At 62.4% G+C, this 18,632-nt stretch carries 27 protein-coding genes, 3 tRNA genes and 2 pseudogenes; 6 read left to right on the plus strand and 26 right to left on the minus strand.

All coding sequences use genetic code 11. From position 1 onward, the window contains the following. Positions 1–2: 2 nt before the first annotated feature. The 16 genes and pseudogenes from rpsN to X743_RS01000000169445 all read right to left on the minus strand — a co-directional run bounded on the left by rpsN (position 3) and on the right by X743_RS01000000169445 (position 7,854). Positions 3–308 carry a 30S ribosomal protein S14 gene (gene rpsN / locus X743_RS141860; protein ID WP_013895695.1) on the minus strand — a complete coding sequence of 102 codons (306 nt, stop codon included), beginning with the start codon at positions 306–308 and terminating at the stop codon, positions 3–5. A gap of 27 nt (positions 309–335) precedes the next feature. After that, the gene (rplE, locus tag X743_RS141855; RefSeq protein ID WP_013895696.1) at positions 336–914 is read right to left on the minus strand and encodes a 50S ribosomal protein L5; all 579 of its coding nucleotides are present in this window, start codon (positions 912–914) and stop codon (positions 336–338) included. Beyond that, complete coding sequence (gene rplX, locus X743_RS141850; protein WP_006205456.1) at positions 907–1,221, minus strand: 50S ribosomal protein L24; 315 nt, start codon at positions 1,219–1,221, stop codon at positions 907–909. Before rplX ends, rplE begins: the two co-directional genes overlap by 8 nt. A gap of 12 nt (positions 1,222–1,233) precedes the next feature. Continuing rightward, positions 1,234–1,602, minus strand: coding sequence for a 50S ribosomal protein L14 (gene rplN, locus X743_RS141845; protein ID WP_006205457.1), 369 nt, complete (start codon positions 1,600–1,602; stop codon positions 1,234–1,236). 72 nt (positions 1,603–1,674) lie between these two features. After that, the gene (gene rpsQ, locus X743_RS141840; protein WP_010909280.1) at positions 1,675–1,914 is read right to left on the minus strand and encodes a 30S ribosomal protein S17; all 240 of its coding nucleotides are present in this window, start codon (positions 1,912–1,914) and stop codon (positions 1,675–1,677) included. Positions 1,915–1,925: 11 nt separating this feature from the next. Further along, on the minus strand, positions 1,926–2,126 hold the full coding sequence (gene rpmC / locus X743_RS141835) for a 50S ribosomal protein L29 (protein WP_006205459.1): 201 nt from the start codon (positions 2,124–2,126) through the stop codon (positions 1,926–1,928). A gap of 13 nt (positions 2,127–2,139) precedes the next feature. Next, entirely contained in the window at positions 2,140–2,553 is a 414-nt protein-coding gene (rplP, locus tag X743_RS141830) for a 50S ribosomal protein L16 (RefSeq protein WP_006205460.1), read from the minus strand. A gap of 27 nt (positions 2,554–2,580) precedes the next feature. After that, positions 2,581–3,306: a 30S ribosomal protein S3 gene (gene rpsC / locus X743_RS141825; protein WP_013895697.1), complete on the minus strand. Its 726-nt coding sequence runs from the start codon at positions 3,304–3,306 to the stop codon at positions 2,581–2,583. Then, positions 3,306–3,695: a 50S ribosomal protein L22 gene (rplV, locus tag X743_RS141820; RefSeq protein WP_006205462.1), complete on the minus strand. Its 390-nt coding sequence runs from the start codon at positions 3,693–3,695 to the stop codon at positions 3,306–3,308. Before rplV ends, rpsC begins: the two co-directional genes overlap by 1 nt. Before the next feature lie 2 nt (positions 3,696–3,697). Continuing rightward, positions 3,698–3,976: a 30S ribosomal protein S19 gene (gene rpsS, locus X743_RS141815; protein WP_006205463.1), complete on the minus strand. Its 279-nt coding sequence runs from the start codon at positions 3,974–3,976 to the stop codon at positions 3,698–3,700. A 16-nt stretch (positions 3,977–3,992) separates the two neighbouring features. Next, complete coding sequence (gene rplB, locus X743_RS141810) at positions 3,993–4,826, minus strand: 50S ribosomal protein L2 (RefSeq protein ID WP_013895698.1); 834 nt, start codon at positions 4,824–4,826, stop codon at positions 3,993–3,995. A 23-nt stretch (positions 4,827–4,849) separates the two neighbouring features. Further along, positions 4,850–5,143 (minus strand): 50S ribosomal protein L23, encoded by a 294-nt coding sequence (locus X743_RS141805; RefSeq protein WP_010909275.1) that lies wholly within the window; start codon positions 5,141–5,143, stop codon positions 4,850–4,852. Next, complete coding sequence (gene rplD / locus X743_RS141800) at positions 5,140–5,760, minus strand: 50S ribosomal protein L4 (RefSeq protein WP_013895699.1); 621 nt, start codon at positions 5,758–5,760, stop codon at positions 5,140–5,142. The genes X743_RS141805 and rplD overlap by 4 nt, the downstream gene beginning before the upstream one ends. Then, entirely contained in the window at positions 5,760–6,473 is a 714-nt protein-coding gene (gene rplC / locus X743_RS141795; RefSeq protein WP_013895700.1) for a 50S ribosomal protein L3, read from the minus strand. The genes rplD and rplC overlap by 1 nt, the downstream gene beginning before the upstream one ends. 61 nt (positions 6,474–6,534) lie before the next feature. Then, the gene (gene rpsJ / locus X743_RS141790; RefSeq protein ID WP_010909272.1) at positions 6,535–6,843 is read right to left on the minus strand and encodes a 30S ribosomal protein S10; all 309 of its coding nucleotides are present in this window, start codon (positions 6,841–6,843) and stop codon (positions 6,535–6,537) included. Between the two features lie 69 nt (positions 6,844–6,912). Continuing rightward, a pseudogene (locus X743_RS01000000169445) lies at positions 6,913–7,854 on the minus strand (elongation factor Tu). A gap of 293 nt (positions 7,855–8,147) precedes the next feature. Between X743_RS01000000169445 and X743_RS141785 the strand changes: the two are divergent. Then, positions 8,148–9,035 carry a DMT family transporter gene (locus X743_RS141785; RefSeq protein WP_023768600.1) on the plus strand — a complete coding sequence of 296 codons (888 nt, stop codon included), beginning with the start codon at positions 8,148–8,150 and terminating at the stop codon, positions 9,033–9,035. Positions 9,036–9,122: 87 nt separating this feature from the next. On the opposite strand, the gene X743_RS141780 is transcribed toward X743_RS141785, so the two are convergent. Next, positions 9,123–9,380, minus strand: coding sequence for a GlsB/YeaQ/YmgE family stress response membrane protein (locus X743_RS141780; RefSeq protein ID WP_013895719.1), 258 nt, complete (start codon positions 9,378–9,380; stop codon positions 9,123–9,125). Between the two features lie 128 nt (positions 9,381–9,508). Between X743_RS141780 and X743_RS141775 the strand changes: the two genes are divergently transcribed. Continuing rightward, complete coding sequence (locus tag X743_RS141775) at positions 9,509–9,970, plus strand: YidB family protein (protein ID WP_023768601.1); 462 nt, start codon at positions 9,509–9,511, stop codon at positions 9,968–9,970. A gap of 104 nt (positions 9,971–10,074) precedes the next feature. On the opposite strand, the gene X743_RS141770 is transcribed toward X743_RS141775, so the two are convergent. Continuing rightward, positions 10,075–10,148, minus strand: a tRNA-Gly gene (locus X743_RS141770). Positions 10,149–10,239: 91 nt separating this feature from the next. Continuing rightward, positions 10,240–10,324: transfer RNA gene (locus X743_RS141765), tRNA-Tyr, on the minus strand. Positions 10,325–10,524: 200 nt separating this feature from the next. On the opposite strand from X743_RS141765, the gene X743_RS141760 reads away from it, so the two are divergent. Continuing rightward, positions 10,525–11,370, plus strand: coding sequence for an RNA methyltransferase (locus X743_RS141760; RefSeq protein WP_023768602.1), 846 nt, complete (start codon positions 10,525–10,527; stop codon positions 11,368–11,370). A gap of 132 nt (positions 11,371–11,502) precedes the next feature. Here X743_RS141760 and X743_RS141755 read toward each other — a convergent pair whose 3' ends face one another. The 3 genes and pseudogenes from X743_RS141755 to gcl all read right to left on the minus strand — a co-directional run bounded on the left by X743_RS141755 (position 11,503) and on the right by gcl (position 15,203). Further along, the gene (locus tag X743_RS141755) at positions 11,503–12,384 is read right to left on the minus strand and encodes a 2-hydroxy-3-oxopropionate reductase (RefSeq protein ID WP_023768603.1); all 882 of its coding nucleotides are present in this window, start codon (positions 12,382–12,384) and stop codon (positions 11,503–11,505) included. Positions 12,385–12,605: 221 nt separating this feature from the next. After that, the gene (gene otnI, locus X743_RS141750; RefSeq protein WP_023768604.1) at positions 12,606–13,403 is read right to left on the minus strand and encodes a 2-oxo-tetronate isomerase; all 798 of its coding nucleotides are present in this window, start codon (positions 13,401–13,403) and stop codon (positions 12,606–12,608) included. Positions 13,404–13,413: 10 nt separating this feature from the next. Next, positions 13,414–15,203: pseudogene (gcl, locus tag X743_RS01000000169450) on the minus strand (glyoxylate carboligase). Positions 15,204–15,416: 213 nt separating this feature from the next. Here gcl and bhcR point away from each other — a divergent pair. Further along, complete coding sequence (bhcR, locus tag X743_RS141745; protein WP_023768605.1) at positions 15,417–16,238, plus strand: HTH-type transcriptional regulator BhcR; 822 nt, start codon at positions 15,417–15,419, stop codon at positions 16,236–16,238. Here bhcR and X743_RS141740 read toward each other — a convergent pair whose 3' ends face one another. Then, on the minus strand, positions 16,239–16,598 hold the full coding sequence (locus X743_RS141740) for a hypothetical protein (protein WP_023768606.1): 360 nt from the start codon (positions 16,596–16,598) through the stop codon (positions 16,239–16,241). A gap of 116 nt (positions 16,599–16,714) precedes the next feature. On the opposite strand from X743_RS141740, the gene X743_RS141735 reads away from it, so the two are divergent. Then, a complete protein-coding gene (locus X743_RS141735; protein WP_023768607.1) occupies positions 16,715–17,155 on the plus strand; it encodes a hypothetical protein in 441 nt (146 codons plus the stop codon). Positions 17,156–17,226: 71 nt separating this feature from the next. Here the strand turns inward: X743_RS141735 and X743_RS141730 are convergent, their stop codons facing one another. The 3 genes from X743_RS141730 to X743_RS1000000171350 form a co-directional block, all read right to left on the minus strand. After that, positions 17,227–17,538 (minus strand): BA14K family protein, encoded by a 312-nt coding sequence (locus tag X743_RS141730; protein WP_023768608.1) that lies wholly within the window; start codon positions 17,536–17,538, stop codon positions 17,227–17,229. A 222-nt stretch (positions 17,539–17,760) separates the two neighbouring features. Further along, complete coding sequence (locus X743_RS141725) at positions 17,761–17,952, minus strand: hypothetical protein (RefSeq protein ID WP_023768609.1); 192 nt, start codon at positions 17,950–17,952, stop codon at positions 17,761–17,763. A gap of 195 nt (positions 17,953–18,147) precedes the next feature. Next, positions 18,148–18,315, minus strand: a complete 168-nt coding sequence (locus X743_RS1000000171350; RefSeq protein ID WP_023768610.1) for a hypothetical protein — start codon at positions 18,313–18,315, stop codon at positions 18,148–18,150. Positions 18,316–18,473: 158 nt separating this feature from the next. On the opposite strand from X743_RS1000000171350, the gene X743_RS141720 reads away from it, so the two are divergent. Further along, positions 18,474–18,549 (plus strand) — tRNA-Thr (locus X743_RS141720). The last annotated feature ends 83 nt before the right edge of the window (positions 18,550–18,632 follow it).

Raw genomic sequence — 18,632 nt, forward strand, 5'->3', positions numbered from 1 at the left:
CCTTACCAGCTCGACTTGACCAGGCCCGGGATCTGGCCGTTATTGCCGAGATCACGAAGCGCGATGCGCGATACTTTGAGCTTGCGATAGTAGGCACGCGGACGGCCGGTGACTTCGCAGCGGTTGCGGATGCGGATCTTGGCCGAGTTGCGCGGCATGGCGGCAAGCTTGAGCTGAGCGCGGAAGCGCTCTTCCATCGGCTTGGATTGATCCATGATGATCGCCTTGAGGGCAGCCCGCTTGGGGCCGTACTGGTCGGCAAGCTTGCGGCGCCTGTTGTTCTTCTCGACTGAGCTGGTCTTTGCCATTTCAGATTTTTCCTTTTCTCGCTGCCGTTACTGGCGGAAGGGGAAGTTGAAGGCCTTGAGCAATGCCCTGGCTTCGTCGTCCGTCTTCGCAGTCGTACAAACGATGACGTCCATGCCCCAGATCTGATCAACCTTGTCGTAGTTGATCTCCGGAAACACGATGTGTTCCTTGATGCCCATGGCGTAGTTGCCACGGCCATCGAAGCTCTTCGGATTCAGTCCGCGAAAGTCGCGGACGCGCGGCAGCGCGATGTTCACGAGGCGGTCGAGGAACTCGTACATGCGTTCCTTGCGCAGCGTGACCTTGGCGCCGATCGGCATGTTCTCGCGGACCTTGAAGCCGGCGATCGAATTGCGGGCGCGGGTGACGACGGCCTTCTGGCCGGCGATCATCGCCAGGTCTTCGGCGGCAACCGAAGGCTTCTTCGAATCGGCGGTCGCTTCACCGACGCCCATGTTCAGCACGATCTTGTCGAGGCGCGGAACCTGCATGTCGTTGTCGTAGCCGAACTGCTCCTGCAGCGCCTTGCGGATGGTCTCGTTGTAGACCTGCTTGAGGCGCGGCGTGTTGGTGGCAGTCGCCTGCTTGCTTTGTGCCTTAGCCATTGATGACTTCTCCCGAGCGCTTGGCGACGCGCACCTTCTTGCCGTCCTTCTGGAAGATGAAACCGACGCGGGTCGGCTTGCCATCCTTGGGGTCGGCCAGCGCGATGTTCGACAGCTGGATCGGCGCTTCCTTGGTGATGATCCCGCCCTCTTGGGACTGGGACTGCTTCTGGTGACGACGGATCATGTTGACGCCGCGCACCAGCGCAGTGTCATCCTTCGGCTGAACCGAGAGGACTTCGCCCGAACGGCCCTTGTCCTTGCCGGCCAGAACGACGACCTTGTCGCCTTTTCTAATCTTTTGCATTGGTCCGGCTCCTTACAGCACTTCAGGCGCGAGCGAGATGATCTTCATGTGGTTCTTGGCGCGGAGTTCGCGCGGAACCGGTCCGAAGATACGCGTGCCGATCGGCTCTTTCTTGTTGTCGACGAGAACGGCCGCGTTCTTGTCGAAACGGATCACGCTGCCGTCCGGGCGGCGGATGTCCTTGGCCGTGCGAACCACGACCGCCTTCATCACATCGCCCTTCTTAACGCGGCCGCGCGGAATGGCTTCCTTGATCGACACCACGATGATGTCGCCCACGGAAGCGTATTTCCGCTTCGAGCCGCCCAGCACCTTGATGCACATGACACGACGCGCGCCGGAATTATCCGCCACGTCGAGGTTTGTTTGCATCTGAATCATGACTGGCCGCCTTCTTCTTTTCTAACGGGACGGGTTCTTCACCCCTCCCCGGTCTGTCCAAAATTCGTTTGTTTACGCCTGGTCCGAGGATACGACGATCCAGCGCTTGTCCTTGGAAATCGGCTTCGATTCCTGGATGAACACCTGATCGCCAACCTTGTGGGCGTTGTTCTCGTCGTGCGCCTTGTACTTCTTGGTCATGCGCACGGTCTTCTTCATCACGGGATGCGTGAAGCGCCGTTCGACCTTGACGACAACCGTCTTCTCGTTCTTGTCGCTGACGACGGTGCCCTGCAGAATGCGCTTTGGCATGGTTTTCGTCCTTAAGCCTTCTTGGCCGCGGACTTTTCCGCAGCGATGGTCTTGATACGCGCAATATCCTTACGGACCTGCCTCACGCGCGCGGTCTTCTCGAGCTGGCCGGTGGCCTTCTGGAAGCGCAGGTTGAACTGCTCCTTCTTCAGGCTGGCCAGGTCGTCGGTCAGCTGGTCCTGGGTCTTGGTCCGGATGTCTTCGGCTTTCATGATCAGCCCGTCCTTATTCTGCGATGCGCTGTACGAAGCGCGTCCTGACCGAGAGCTTGGCCGCGCCGAGACGCAGCGCCTCACGGGCGGTTTCTTCATTGACGCCGTCGATCTCGAACATGATGCGGCCCGGCTTGACGCGCGCCGCCCAGTAGTCGACCGCGCCCTTGCCCTTGCCCATGCGGACTTCGGTCGGCTTGGAGGTGACCGGCACGTCCGGGAAAATACGGATCCAGACGCGGCCAGCGCGCTTCATTTCACGAGTGATCGCGCGGCGGGCCGCCTCGATCTCACGCGCGGTGACGCGGTTCGGCTCAAGCGCCTTCAGCCCGAAACCACCGAAATCCAGGTTGGTGCCGCCCTTTGCGGTACCATGGATACGGCCCTTGAACTGCTTGCGGAACTTTGTGCGCTTTGGCTGCAGCATCGTTCTAACTCCAAATTCCTAAATGTCTCAGGCGTTTTCGCGACGACGACCGCGTTCGCGATCACCACCACCGCCATGCGCAGCATCACCCTCGGTCGCGCGACGTTCCGAAGCCATCGGATCGTGCTCGAGGATCTCGCCCTTGAATACCCAGACCTTGACACCGCAGATACCGTACGCGGTGTTCGCCTCGGCCGTGCCGTAGTCGACATCGGCGCGCAGCGTATGCAGCGGCACGCGGCCTTCGCGGTACCATTCCATGCGCGCGATCTCGGCGCCGCCGAGACGGCCGGCGCAGTTGATGCGGATGCCCTCGGCACCGAGGCGCATCGCCGACTGCACGGCGCGCTTCATGGCGCGGCGGAACGCGATGCGGCGCTCGAGCTGCTGGGCGATCGACTGAGCGACCAGGGTCGCGTCGATTTCCGGCTTGCGCACTTCGACGATGTTGAGGTGCGTCTCGGACTTCGTCATCTCCATCAGCTTCTTGCGAAGCTTCTCGATGTCGGCGCCCTTCTTGCCGATGATCAGACCCGGGCGCGCGGCATGGATGGTGACGCGGCACTTCTTGTGCGGGCGCTCGATCACGACCTTGGAGATCGCGGCCTGCTTGAGTTCCTTCTCAAGATACTTGCGGATCTTGATGTCCTCATGCAGCAGCTTGCCGTACTCGCCGGTGTTCGCGAACCAGCGCGAATCCCAGGTGCGGTTGATGCCAAGGCGAAGACCGATCGGATTGACTTTCTGGCCCATTATGCGGCCTCCCCTTTTTCTTCGACTTCACGAACGACGATCGTGAGGTGCGAGAACGGCTTCTCGATACGGCTGGCGCGACCACGGCCACGAGCGTGGAACCGCTTCATGACGATCGACTTGCCGACATAGGCTTCCGCCACGATCAGCGCATCGACGTCCAGGTCGTGGTTGTTTTCCGCGTTGGCAATCGCCGATTCCAGCGTCTTCTTGACCGTGCCGGAAATCCGCTTGGCCGAGAATTCGAGATCGGAAAGCGCTGTCGCGACCTTCTTGCCGCGGATCAGCGCGGCAACCAGGTTCAGCTTCTGCGGGCTGATACGGATCGTGCGCAATACGGCGCGCGCTTCGTTGTCAGCAAGCCTGCGCGGAGCTTTGGCCTTGCCCATGATTATTTCCTCTTCGCCTTCTTATCCGCGCCGTGACCGTAATAGGTCCGGGTCGGAGCGAATTCACCGAACTTATGACCGACCATGTCCTCGTTCACCGAAACGGGAACATGCTTCTGGCCGTTGTAGACACCGAAGGTGAAGCCGACGAACTGCGGCAGGATGGTGGAGCGACGGCTCCACATCTTGATCACCTCATTGCGACCACCTTCACGAACTTTGTCCACCTTCTTGAGAAGGTAGCCGTCGATGAAGGGGCCTTTCCAAATAGAACGAGTCACTTGGCGTTACCTCTTCTTAGCTCTTGCGCTGATGGCGCGAGCGCAGGATGAACTTGTCGGTCGCCTTGTTGGACCGCGTCTTCTTGCCCTTGGTCGGCTTGCCCCACGGGCTGACCGGATGACGGCCACCGGAGGTGCGGCCTTCACCACCGCCATGCGGATGGTCGACCGGGTTCATGGTCACGCCGCGATTGTGCGGACGCTTGCCGCGCCAAACCGTGCGGCCGGCCTTGCCGTCGTTGATGTTGCCGTGGTCCGGGTTGGACACGGCACCGACGGTGGCCATGCAGGAGCCGTGGACGACACGCTGCTCGCCCGAATTGAGGCGCAGGATCGCCATGCCCTGGTCGCGGCCGACGAGTTGGGCGTAACCGCCAGCCGAACGGGCGACTTGGGCGCCCTTGCCCGGCTTCAGCTCGATGTTGTGAACGATCGTACCGACCGGCATCGAGGCCAGCGGCATCGCATTGCCCGGCTTCACGTCGACCGCTTCGCCGGCCACGATCTTGTCGCCGGCGGCAAGGCGCTGCGGGGCGATGATGTAGGACAGCTCGCCATCGTCGTACTTGATCAGCGCGATGAAGGCGGTGCGGTTCGGATCGTATTCAATGCGCTCGACCGTACCGACGACGTCGAACTTGCGGCGCTTGAAGTCGATGATGCGGTACGAACGCTTGTGACCACCGCCGATGAAGCGGGCGGTGATGCGGCCGTGATTGTTGCGGCCGCCCGACTTGGTCAGGCCCTCGGTCAGGCCCTTGACGGGCTTGCCCTTGTAGAGGCCCGAGCGGTCGACGATGACCAGCTGGCGGGTGCTCGGCGTTACCGGGTTGAATTTTTTCAGTGCCATTGTTGTTGTCCTCGCGGCCTTGCTCAGAGACCCGTCGCGACGTCGATCGACTGGCCGTCGGCCAGCGTCACAATCGCCTTCTTGACGTCGCTCTGGCGGCCGATCGTGCCGCGGAAGCGCTTGATCTTGCCCTTACGGACAAGCGTGTTCACGGCCATCACCTTGACGCCGAACAGCGCTTCGACGGCGGCCTTGATTTCCGGCTTCGACGCCTTCTTGGCGACGTTGAAGACGACCTGGTTCTGCTCGGAAGCCATGGTCGACTTTTCGGTGATCGCCGGGCTGACGATCACGTCGTAGTGACGAAGGTCGGTCATTTAAAGCGCTCCTCGAGAGCCTCGACGGCGGCCTTCGAAAGGACCAGCGTGCCGCGGCGCAGAATGTCGTAGACGTTGATGCCCTGGATGGGCAGCACGTCGATGTTGGGAATGTTGGTCGCGGCCAGCTTGAAGTTCTGATCAAGCTCGGCGCCACCAATCACCAGGGCATTGCTCAGGCCCAGCGTCGCGAAATTCGCGATCAGCGCCTTCGTCTTGGCCTCGGTCAGCTTCAGCTCGTCGATGATGATGATCGACGCGCTCTTGGCCTTGGCCGAGAGAGCATGCTTGAGGCCGAGCGCGCGGACCTTCTTAGGCAGGTCGTGCTCGTGGCTGCGGACGACCGGGCCATGGGCCTTGCCACCGCCGCGGAACTGCGGAGCGCGTGCCGAATGGTGACGGGCGCGGCCCGTACCCTTCTGCTTGTACATCTTGGCGCCGGTGCGCGCGATTTCGGCGCGGCCCTTGGCCTTGTGCGTGCCCTGCTGCTTCTTGGCAAGCTGCCAGCGCACGACGCGCTGCAGGATGTCCTCGCGGGGATCAAGGCCGAAAATCTCCTCGGAGAGTTTCACCTTGCCGGCGTCCTTGCCGCCCAGCGTTGTGATCTTGAGATCCATTATTCCGCTCCCTCTGTGGCCGGAGCCTCGTTCTTAGCAACGGCACGGATCGCGGCGGGCTTCGGCGCATTGGCCGGCAGCGCCACCTTGGCCGCATCGCGGACCAGGATCCATGCGCCCTTCGATCCGGGAACCGCACCGCGGATCAGGATCAGGCCGCGATCGGCGTCGGTCGAGACGATCTCGACATTCTGCGTGGTGACGCGGGTGTCGCCCATGTGGCCAGCCATATGCTTGCCCTTGAACACCTTGCCCGGGTCCTGACGCTGGCCGGTCGAACCGTGCGTACGGTGCGAAACCGAGTTACCGTGCGTCGCGCGGCCACCACCCATGTGGTGGCGCTTGATGACGCCCTGGAAACCCTTGCCGATCGTCGTGCCCGTCACATCGACCTTCTGGCCGGCGACGAAGTGCTCGACGGTGATCTCGGCGCCAACATCGATCATGTTGTCGGCGGAGACGCGGAACTCGGCGACCTTAGCCTTCGGCTCGACGGAAGCGGTCGCGAAATGGCCGCGCAGCGCCTTCGACGTGTTCTTCACCTTGGCGAGGCCAACGCCGAGCTGAACGGCGGTGTAGCCATTCTTCTCCTGCGTGCGCTGCGCCACGACCTGGCAGTTCTCCATCTGGAGAACGGTGACGGGAACATGTTCCCCGGCATCGTTGTAGATGCGGGTCATTCCCACCTTCTTTGCAATCACACCTGAACGCATCGGTTCAATTCCTTTAGAGTTCCGGGCCAGGGGCACCGCCCCTTACCGCGCTCTCATTCCCTTAGAGCTTGATCTCGACGTCGACGCCGGCGGCCAGATCGAGCTTCATCAAAGCATCGACGGTCTGCGGGGTCGGATCGACGATGTCGAGCAGACGCTTGTGCGTGCGCATCTCGAACTGCTCGCGGCTCTTCTTGTCGACGTGAGGCGACCGGTTGACCGTGAACTTTTCGATCCGCGTCGGCAGCGGAATGGGGCCGCGGACGTTTGCACCGGTGCGCTTGGCCGTCGACACGATTTCCTTCGTCGAGGCGTCGAGCACGCGGTGATCAAACGCCTTCAGGCGGATGCGGATATTCTGTCCGTTCATGCGTCACTTCCTTGTTCTGGCGCGGCGCGGGCAACTCCCGCGCCCGCGACAGATCGGTTTAAGTCCAAATTACTCTTTGATGGTGACGACGATGCCGGCACCGACGGTGCGGCCGCCTTCACGGATGGCGAAGCGCAGCTTCTCTTCCATGNCTTGGTCAGGATGTAGGCTTCGGCCACGAACTTCTTGTGCGGCTTCACCGTGCCCGGCTTGGCCAGAACCTGGCCACGCTCGACACCTTCACGGTCAACGCCGCGCAAGAGCGCGCCGATGTTGTCGCCAGCCTGGCCCTGGTCGAGCAGCTTGCGGAACATTTCGACGCCCGTGCAGGTCGTCTTGGTCGTCGGACGGATGCCGATGATTTCCAGCTCCTCGCCGACCTTGACCACGCCGCGCTCGACGCGGCCGGTCACGACCGTGCCACGGCCCGAGATCGAGAACACGTCCTCGATCGGCATCAGGAACGGCTTGTCGAGCGGACGAACCGGGGTCGGGATGTAGGCGTCGACCTGAGCCATCAGCTCGCGGATCGCGTCCTCGCCGATGGTCTTGTTCGAATCCTCAAGCGCAGCCAAAGCCGAACCCTTGACGATCGGAATGTCGTCGCCGGGGAACTCGTTCTTCGACAAAAGCTCGCGAACCTCGAGCTCGACCAGTTCGAGCAGCTCGGCGTCGTCGACCTGATCGACCTTGTTCAGGAACACCACGATCGACGGCACGCCGACCTGACGGGCGAGCAGGATGTGCTCGCGGGTCTGCGGCATCGGGCCGTCGGCGGCCGACACCACCAGGATCGCGCCGTCCATCTGCGCGGCACCGGTGATCATGTTCTTCACATAGTCGGCGTGGCCGGGGCAGTCGACGTGGGCGTAGTGGCGGTTGGCCGTCTCGTATTCGACGTGCGCCGTCGAGATCGTGATGCCGCGCGCCTTCTCNCTTGCCATGATCGACGTGGCCGATCGTGCCGATGTTCACATGAGGCTTAGTGCGCTCGAATTTACCTTTTGCCATAGTCTCTTTCCTTGGACGGCCTTGACCTTCAGTTCAGTCGAATGCGGGGCGATTAGCGACAAAGGCCAAAAAACACAAGCGTCTTTTGGCCGGGTGCCGTCACACTCAGTCCGAACCTGGGATCCGATTGCGGGGATGTGGCGATGATATAGGTAGGCCCTGGACGGAATGAAATGGGTGAAAGCCGGATCGATCGGGCCGCCCCGGCGGCCTCTTGCCCGCCAATCCGTGTCCGCTTCACGGCCCGTCGATGGCCCATTGCGGTCGTCGTCGAGCTCTGATCTCCTGACCCGATGCATTTCCTTCCGACGACCGTTCGCGGCCCGCTGTTCATGATCATCTCGACCGGGTCGTATCTCGTCAACGATACGATGATGAAACTCGCGACCGCCGGGCTGCCGTCCTACGAGGTGCTGTTCCTGCGCGGCGTCGCGGCGGCGTTGTGGGGGTTTCCGCTGCTGTTCGCGCTGGGCTACGGCAGACAGATCCCGCTGATCTTCGACAGACGCGTGCTGGGCAGGAACCTGCTCGAGATGGCGGCGATCCTTTGTTATGTCGTGGCGCTCGCCAACATGCAGATCGCGGATTCCACCGCGCTCGGACAGATAACGCCGCTCCTGATGCTGGTCGGCTCGTCGATCCTGTTTGGCGAGCGCATCGGCGGCCTGCGCATGGCGCTGATCGGGCTCGGCTTCATCGGCGCGCTGATGGTGGCGCAGCCGACGATGCAAGGCATTTCGGTCTATGCCCTGCTGGCGCTCGGCAACGCGGCGCTGGCGGCGGCGCGCGACCTTGCCGGCAGGCGGGTCTCGGACGAGGTGCCGGGGATGATCGTGGCGATCTCCGCCGTCGTGGTGGTGCTGATCGGCGCTGGCGCCGCGCATCTGGTTTCCGAGCGCTGGGTGATGCCAGAGGCACGTCACCTGCTGCTGATGGCCGGCGCCGGGTTTTTCCTGATCTTCGGCCATTTCTTCATCTTCATGGCCTACCGCGTCGGGCCGACCAGCGCGGTGGCGCCGTTCTATTATTGCTTCACCGTCTGGGCCGTCATTTCGGGACTGCTGGTGTTCGGACAATTCCCCAACGTGCTGGCCGTCTGCGGCATCCTGCTGGTGGTGGGCAGCGGGCTGACCATCGTGTCGCTGGACCAACGCAAGCGCCGGCTGGCCGTGGTCGCCTAGCCATTGCTCGCTTTATGACGCCAGGACGCCGGTCACCGGCCCCGAACGAGCCGGTCACCGGCAAGCGAAAAAGGGCGTGCGTTCCGGCTAAAGCGTCCTGCGTCCGCTGAACTGGTGGTAGGCCCACAGCACGACCACGGCGCCGACCACGGCGACGATCAGGCTGGAGATGTTGAGACCGGTGACACCCACGCCAAAGATCTGGCTGCAGATCACGCCGCCGACAATAGCGCCGACGATGCCGAGCACGATATCCATGATCAGGCCCTGGCCGGTCTTGTTGACGATCTTGCTGCCCAGGAAGCCGGCGATAGCGCCGAGAATGATCCAGCTGATGATACCCATTTTTTCCTCTCCATCCCTCTCCAGCGCGACATTTTCATATGATTGTCAAAAGCTCAAGCCAACTTGAAATTCCGCCCGAATGCGCCATTGTGACACGGGCTGGGCTTGGTTGAGATGGAGGATCCACTATGGGACTTTTTGACAACGCCGTTCCCGGCGGCAACATCACCAAACCGCTGATGATCGCGCTCGGCGCGTTGCTTGTCGGAAAGATGCTGAGCGGCAGAAGCGAACAGCCGGATCAACCCGAAGCTGCCGCTCCGCCCGCCCCCGCGCCGACAGAAGCCACCGCCAGTGACGGCGGCCTGCTCGGTGGCCTCGGCGGCCTGCTCGACAAGCTCAGGGATGCCGGTCACGGCAACACCGCCGACTCCTGGGTCGGCACCGGGCAGAACCAGTCGATCAACGCCAATGATCTCGGCAACGCGATTGGACCCCAAATTATCCGCGAGATCGCGCAACGGACCGGCATGAACGAGCAGGAACTGCTCAAGCAACTGTCCACGGCCCTGCCCGGCATCGTCGACAAGCTGACGCCGAACGGCCAGGTGCCACAGCAGCACCAGGTTGCATCCGCGTTCAACAGCTGACGCGGCGCGGAGACAATCGGAGCGCTGCGCGCATTGCGCAGTGTCCCGGCTTACAGATCGTTGCGATGGAATTCTGGGCGATGGAAATCCGGGCGATGGAGATTTGGAGCGGGTAGCGGGAATCGAACCCGCATATTCAGCTTGGAAGGCTGCTGCTCTACCACTGAGCTATACCCGCGCCTTGCACTGAAGTACCGGATTCAACCGAAAAGCGCCATGCGCTTTTCGCCTCCGATGCTCTTCGCGTTTCAGGGCTTCCGGGCCGGCAGTGGTGGAGAGGGTTGGATTCGAACCAACGTAGGCTAAGCCAACGGATTTACAGTCCGTCCCCTTTAACCACTCGGGCACCTCTCCAGTCTGCCGCCGGAGCCATGCAACGAGGCATTCTTGCCGATCCGGACCCGAGATAGATGTCTTCTCCGAAATCAGCGAAGCGCCTTATGGCGGCAAGGCCAGTGGGTGTCAACCGCGCAGCCGGGCTTTTTCGAACTTGTTCGCCGACTGCGGCGACGGGCCATATCGCTGGCCGCGGCAGACGGCTATAGAAGCCGACCATGAGCAACAAGACCAACACTCCGAAAGACACCCATTACGCCAAGCTGCGCCGCGCCTTTCGCGACGAGAAGAGCGGCGGCGCGCCGGCATTCAAGCCACGCCAGCCTGTACCGCCGGGCGAAAACGCAGGCGATGGACTGGTGCGGCTCTATGGCCTGCACACGGTGCGGGCGGCGCTCGACAACCCGCGGCGCCGGATCAAGAAAATGCTGGTGACGCGCAATGCGGCCGAGCGTCTTGAAATTGCCGATCTCGCCGCCCTGCCGTTCACGGCCGAACTGGTCGAGCCGAGGGACATCGACAAGATCACCGGATCGGACGCCGTGCATCAGGGCGTGCTGATCGAGGCGGAGCCGCTGAAGCCCAAGCGCCTCGATGCGCTGGGCGATACACGGCTGGTGCTGGTGCTTGACCAGGTCACCGACCCGCACAATGTCGGCGCCATCCTGCGCTCGGCGGTCGCCTTCGGCGCCGGCGCGCTGATCACCACGGCGCGCCACAGCCCGCAGGAATCGGGCGTGCTGGCGAAATCCGCCTCCGGCGCGCTGGAGCATATCGACCAGATCGAGGTCAAGAACCTCGCCGACGCGCTCGGCCAGCTGCACGAGGCCGGCTTCCAGACCATAGGGCTCGATTCGGATGGGCCGGCGGAACTAGAGACGAGCTTTGCTGGAGACAGGATCGCGCTGGTGCTCGGCGCCGAAGGCAAGGGCCTGCGCCAGAAGACGCGCGAGACGGTGACGAGGCTGGCCCGGCTCGACATGCCCGGCGCCATCCGTTCGCTCAACGTGTCGAATGCCGCGGCGGTGAGCCTTTATGCGGCGAGAAAGTTTTTAGGGCAGTAGGGCAATAAGGCAGTAGGTTTCCGAAGCGGCCCAGACGGGGTGCCCTACTGCCCTACTGCCCTACTGCCCTACTGCCCTACTGCCCTACTGCCCTACTGCCCTACTGCCCTACTGCCCTACTGCCCTACTGCCCTACACCTCATGCCCCGCCATCCGTTCCAGCGCCCTGACCAGGGCCGAGTGATCCTCCTTCGCGCCGCCATTGGCCGCGCAGGAGTTGAACAGCTGTTGCGTGGTCGAGGTGTTGGGCAGCGATACACCCAGCGCCTTGGCGCCTTCCAGCGCCAGGTTGAGGTCCTTCTGGTGCAGTTCGATGCGAAAGCCCGGCGCGAAGGTGCGCTTGACCATGCGCTCACCATGGACTTCAAGGATACGCGAGGCCGCCAGCCCGCCCATCAGCGCCTGCCTGACCTTGGCCGGATCGGCGCCGGCTTTCGAAGCAAAAACAAGCGCTTCGGCAACGGCTTCAATGGTGAGCGCGACAACGATCTGGTTGGCCACCTTGGTGGTCTGGCCGACGCCGTTCGGGCCAACCAAAGTGATGTTCTTGCCCATCTTCTCGAAGATGGGTTTTGCGCGCTCGAACGGCTTTTCCTCGCCGCCGACCATGATGGTGAGCGACGCCGCCTTGGCGCCGACCTCACCGCCCGAGACCGGCGCGTCGAGATAGTCGCAGCCGAACTCGTTGATCTTCCTGGCGAAGGTCTTGGTCTCGATCGGCGAGATCGAACTCATGTCGATGACCAGCTTGCCCTTCGAAAGGCCGGAGGCGACGCCGTTGTCGCCGAACAGCACTTCCGCCACCTGCGGCGTGTCGGGCACCATCAGGATAATGATGTCGGCAGCCTTGGCTACGGCAGCGTGGCCGGTCACGGTTTTCAGCCCCTTGGCAACGAGATCCGCCGGCGGTTTGGAGCGGTGATCGCTGGCGATGACATGAAACCCCGCGTCCAGCAGATGCCCCGCCATCGGCGCGCCCATGATGCCGAGGCCGATGAAGCCTATGGTTTCCATTATGGTTCTCCTTTGTGAAGGCAGCGTTCTGTCGCGCCCCCCTCTGGCCTGCCGGCCATCTCCCCCACAGGTGGGGAGGTTGGCTGTTTCGGCGCCTCGCTCATCCTGCAACGTTGGAGATTGGCGAAAGCCGAGATGACATTCGATCTCCCCCCTTGTGGGGGAGATGGCCGGCAGGCCAGAGGGGGCGCCAAGGAACAGGACTTCGACTGCGATAGACGTTAAGCCGCCGCACTGCCCTGCCCGGCCAGGTCCCGGAACCAGCCCAGCCCGGCTTCGGTGCCGGCCTTCGGCTTGTATTCCGCCCCGATCCAGCCGGAATAGCCGATGCGGTCGATGTGGTCGTAGAGGAAGGGATAGTTGATCTCGCCCGTCCCCGGCTCGTGACGGCCGGGATTGTCCGCAAGCTGGATATGCGCGATGCGGTCGAGGTTTGCCTCGATTTTACGGGCGAGATCCCCCTCCATGATCTGCATGTGATAGATGTCGTATTGCAGGAACAGGTTTTTCGAGCCGATACGGTCGATGAGATCGAGCGCCTGATCCGAATAGTTGAGGAAGAAACCTGGGATGTCGCGGGTGTTGATCGGCTCGATCAGCAGCCTGATGCCGGCCTGCTCCAGTTTCTCCGCCGCGAAGGCGAGGTTTTCGGCGAAAACATCCTCGAGCACCTTGCGATCGGCGCCGACGGGCGCGATGCCGGCCAGGCAATTGACCTGCGGGCAGCCGAGCGCCTGCGCATAGGTTATCGCCTTGGCGATGCCCTGGCGGAATTCCGGCACGCGGTCCGGCAGCACGGCGATGCCGCGCTCGCCCCTTCCCCAGTCGCCGGCCGGCAGGTTGAACAGCACCTGTGACAGGCCGTTCTTCTTCAGCCTCGCGGCCACCAACTCGGGCGCATGATCGTAAGGACCGATATATTCGACGCCCTTGAAGCCGGCGCGGGCCGCTGCATCGAAGCGGTCGAGGAAATCGTGCTCGCCAAAGAGCATCGAAAGATTGGCTGAAAAACGCGGCATTCTTCTTCTCCTAATCCAGCATCACGATCGCGGTCGGCGCATCTTCCTGGTGCTCGGCAAGGTCCTCGAATTCGGTGATCTTGTCGATCTCGGTGCCCATGGAGATGTTGGTAACGCGTTCTAGAATGAACTCGAGCACGACCGGCACCTGGTGTTCCTTCATCAGCCGCTGCGCCTGCTTGAAGGCGCCGGCGAATTCTTCCGGCTTGCGCACCCTGACCGCCTTGCAGCCCATCGCCTCGGCGACCGCGACATGGTCCACACCATAGCCGGCCTCGGGATCATCTGACCGGTTGATGTTCTCGAAGGCCAGGCTCACCTCGTAATCCATCGCGAAACCGCGCTGCGCCTGGCGGATTAGGCCGAGATAGGCGTTGTTCACGACGACGTGGATATAGGGCAGCTTGTGCTGCGCGCCGACCGCCAGTTCCTCGATCATGAACTGGAAATCATAGTCGCCCGACAGCGCCACGATGGTGCGGTCCGGATCGGCGGCGCGAACGCCAAGGGCGGCCGGCAAGGTCCAGCCAAGCGGGCCGGCCTGGCCGCAATTGATCCAGTTGCGCGGCTTGTAGACATGCAGGAACTGCGCGCCGGCGATCTGCGACAGGCCGATCGTGGTGACGTAGGTGACGTCGCGGCCGAACGCCTTGTTCATCTCCTCGTAGACACGCTGCGGCTTCAGCGGCACCTGGTCGAAATGCGTCTTGCGCTTCATCGTCTTCTTGCGGGCCTGNGGGCCTGGCATTCCTTCGCCCAGCCCGACCAGTCGCGCAGCTTTCCCGCCGTCTTCCACTCGGTGGCTACGTCGAGCAGTATCTTCAGCGCCGCGCCGGCATCGGAGACGACGCCGAGATCTGGCGCGAAGACACGGCCGATCTGCGTGGGCTCGATGTCGACATGGATGAATTTCTTTCCCTTCGTGTAGACGTCGACCGAACCGGTGTGGCGGTTGGCCCAGCGATTGCCGATGCCGAAGACGAAGTCGGCTTCCAGCATCGTCGCATTGCCGTAGCGGTGCGAGGTCTGCAGTCCGCACATGCCAGCCATCAGCCGGTGGTCGTCGGGGATCGCGCCCCAGCCCATCAGCGTCGGGATGACCGGCACGCCCGATATTTCGGCGAACTCGATCAGCAGATCGGACGCATCGGCATTGATGATGCCGCCGCCGGCGACGATCAGCGGCTTTTCGGCCGCGTTGAGCATCGCCAGCGCCTTTTCGGCCTGGGCCCGCGTCATCGCCGGCTTGAACGGCGTCATCGGCTCATAGGCATCGATGTCGAACTCGATCTCGGCCAGCTGGACATCGACCGGCAGGTCGATCAGCACTGGACCCGGGCGCGACGACCGCATCAGGTGAAATGCCTTCTGCAGCGCCATGGGGACGAGATAGGGCTCCATGACCGTGACTGCCCATTTGGCGACGGGCGCCGCGATGGCAGCGATGTCGACGGCCTGGAAATCCTCCTTGTTCAGACGCGCGCGCGGCGCCTGGCCGGTGATGCACAAGATTGGGATGGAATCGGCGGCGGCCGAATAGAGACCGGTGATCATGTCGGTGCCCGCCGGACCCGACGTGCCGATGCAAAGCCCGATATTGCCGGATTTGGCGCGCGTATAGCCTTCGGCCATATGCGAAGCGCCCTCGACGTGGCGGGCCAGCACGTGGCGGATGGTGCCCCTCGCCTTCAGTGCCGAATAGAGCGGGTTGATCGCCGCGCCCGGCACGCCGAAGGCGCAGGCGATGCCTTCCTTTTCGAGAACGAGAACCGCGGCATCGACAGCGCGCATCCTGGCCATTTTCCGGCCCTCCTCAGGGTTGTCATTGTTGGAGGGCCGAGAATGTCAGCAAGCCGGCTATTTTTCAATTTTTTCAGAATATTTTTTCATTTCTAGAAAACGACAGCTATTTGCTGATTTTATTGGGTTTTCCGTTTTCCAAGAATTCCGCCACTTGCACGAGTGAAAAACTTTTTCATTGCTTGTTTGGCGAAACGGCGGAGAATGGCGTCCATGGACACGACCGAAAAACGCCAGCGCGGCCGGCCGCGCGCCTTCAACGGGCCATCCGAAGCCAATTCGGTGCAGTCGCTCGACCGGGCCTTGCGCATCCTGGCCATTGTCGCCGAGGGCAGTGGCCTGTCGCTGAGCGAGATATCCGCGCAAAGCGGCCTTGCCGCCTCCACCGCCTACCGCATGCTGACCACACTGCAGAATCACGGCATGGTCGAGTTCGACACCAGCGACCAGTTGTGGTCGATCGGTGTCGAGACCTACCGGATGGGCGCGGCGTTCCTGCGTCGCCGCAAGCTCGTCGACCGCGCCCGCATCGTCATGCAGGAGCTGATGGAAAGGACCGGCGAGACCGCCAATCTCGGCGTCGCCGAGGATGATTGCGTGGTGTTTGTCAGCCAGGTCGAGACGCACCAGGCGATCCGCGCCTTCTTCCGCCCGGGAACGCGCAGCCCCTTCCATGCCTCCGGCATCGGCAAGGCGGTGCTGGCGCATCTCGAACCGGAACGCGTCGGCATCATTTTGCGCAAGGCCGGCCTGCAGCGCTTCACCGACAAGACGCTTTCGGAAATCCCGGCGCTCGCGCATGACCTGACTGTCATCAAGCTGCGCGGCTGGTCGGTCGACGACGAGGAACGGCACCCCGGCATGCGCTGCGTGGCGGCCGCTATCTTCAACGAGTTCGGCGAACCGATCGGCGGCGTCTCCGTGTCGGGGCCGACCGTGCGGGTGACGCCTGAGCGGCTTGCCGAGATCGGGCCGATGGTGCGCAATGCCGCGGCCGAGGTGACAAGGATGATCGGCGGCGTGCAAGCCGGCTAATCAGCCCGCCCCAGGCAGCGCGCTCCTGTTCGCGATATCGAAGAAATCGAGCAGGATCGCCATGCCGACACCGCAGGCAGTGAAGACGAGGCCGGCGATGAAGATGCGGTTGGCGCGTTCATAGACGCGCCGCTGCAGCGACTTTGTGTCGAGCAGCAGCGACAGCGCCCGCATCTGCAAGGCGATACCGGCCAGGATCGGCAGGACGGCGACCAGATGGTAGGTTTGCCAGGGAATCGGGTTGGCGGCCCAATGGGTGATGAAACCCAGCGAAAATGCCAGCAGGATGCCGACCGTGGTGACGGTGCCATTGCGGAAAACCGTCTCGATCAGGTCTTCTTCCGGGTCCTGCTCGTCCAAGCCACCCTCCCCCAATTGGCCATTGCAAGAGACTAGACGCTCCGAAAATCGCTGTATAGCGCTCGCTGCATGGGACTGCCTTGCCGTGGCGTTCGAATGCATGCGAAAGGGCGCGGATGAGGAAAACGATCCAGCTTTTGCTTGTCGCTTCGCTTTGCGGATGCGTGGCGGCACCTCGACCCGATGCCGGCGACCAACGCGTCAATCCCATTCCGATCTCGCCCATTCCGATCTCGCTCGCGCTGGAGGAGATCATTACCGGCGGCATCCGCCAGCACCTGTCGGATCCGGCCTCCGCCAAGTTCGGGACGATGCTGGCCGGCGAGCGGACGTTGGGCGGCCGCCAGGAAATCGTGGCCTGCGGCACCGTCAGCAACAGGACCTCATCCGGGGCTTACGGCGATGACAAAGCGTTTGTCGCCAAGATCTACCCGGATGCCGGAAGCAGCTTCGAACTCGTCGCGATGAGCGATGGGTCGGCGGATTCCCGGCTTCGAGTTCAGGGCCTCTGCCGCGCGGCCGGTTTGCCGGTTCTCGAGGCTGGCGCGAAGCTCTAGACCCGCGACCTTCAAACGGAGAAGAGGGGCTGCCCGCAACCCCTCTTCTTCTGTCGTTGGTTGGCTTCCGCTCAGAGCCGGCAGTAGTGGCTATAGCCGTCGCGGCCGATATAGGTGTCGGACTCCGGATCGTAGCTCGAGTAACGATCGAAACAGCGACGGACGTGCCAGGAACCGCCATCTTCGTCGACATAGACGGTACGCGGCGGCTGCTGGGAGAGCAGGCTGCCGAGGACGAAGCCGCCGACGCCGGCGGCGATGCCGATGCCGATGTCATGGTTGTGGTGATGGCTGTGGGCTGCCGAAGGCTGAACGGTGCCGACCAATGCGGTGGCGGCGACGGAGGTGGCGATGAGGCCGGAAACGAGTGTGCGCGTGAACATGATGATCTCCTTGCTTCGTTGACCGAGGCGATCCATCCGCCTCTTGATCATCTGTCGTTACGGCAAGAAGAAAGGTTCGAATTTTTTTTCGCTTTTTTGGAACGGGGGAAATGACGTCCATCGCGCATGAGCGGAATCCGGGTGTCGCGAATTCCGGTGGCTGCCGCGCTCAACGCAAAAAGGGCGGCCGAAGCCGCCCTTTTGAGGAATTGGGTCCCTCCATCAAAGGAAAATGATCACCCTGCCGTGCCTGTGGTGATGATGATAGTAGTGCTTCCACCAGAACTTCTTGAAGTGATGGTGATGATGATGGCCGTGCATGCCGTGGGCAGACGAGGTACCGACGGTGCCGGCGAGCGCGCCGGTGGCGACGAAGATGACGACGAGGCCCGAAGTGAGAGTGCGCTTCAACATGATGATCTCCTGGATCTTTTGATCGAGGCGACCCATTCGCCTCCGAACATCAGTCGGCGCAGCGCGGGAAAAGGTTCGAACGGGCGAGGATTTTTTCGGCGAGGCCCGGGGAAGCGAGTGGTGAGTAGTGAGTAGTGGAAGCGAGCCGCACGGCTCACTACCGACTACTAACTATTGCCTACTCACTCTCTTCGCTCACCCCATGCCCGTGACATGGCGAAGCCAGAAGGCGAGCGCGATGAAGCCGATGATCGTGGTTACGCCGGTCCAGTCGACATTGGCCTTCTTCACATCGCTGATGAGCTTGACCAGCAGCATCCAGGCGATGACGACGATGGGGAGAATGATGACAAGCCTGATCATGCGGCACTCCAGTCCGAAGCGGTTGCACCTTGCCGATATGTAGGGAGCAATCCGGCGATTTTCAGGATCCCGCCTTTGAGCCCTCATCCACCGCTGGGGCGAACGAAAACGGAGTTTTGTCTTTACTGGCGCAACAAATATGCTAACCGGAGCGCCATGCCCTTGTAGCTCAGCTGGTAGAGCAGCGGTTTTGTAAACCGAAGGTCGGCGGTTCGATTCCGTCCGGGGGCACCAGTTCTCATCGGTCCGTTCCGGACACATAGGTTACGGTTTATACCGGAGACATGGGTAACACTTTTGGCCCGAAAGGGTTTTGG

It is taken from the genome of Mesorhizobium sp. LNHC232B00 (assembly GCF_000502435.1).
GTDB lineage: Bacteria > Pseudomonadota > Alphaproteobacteria > Rhizobiales > Rhizobiaceae > Mesorhizobium > Mesorhizobium opportunistum.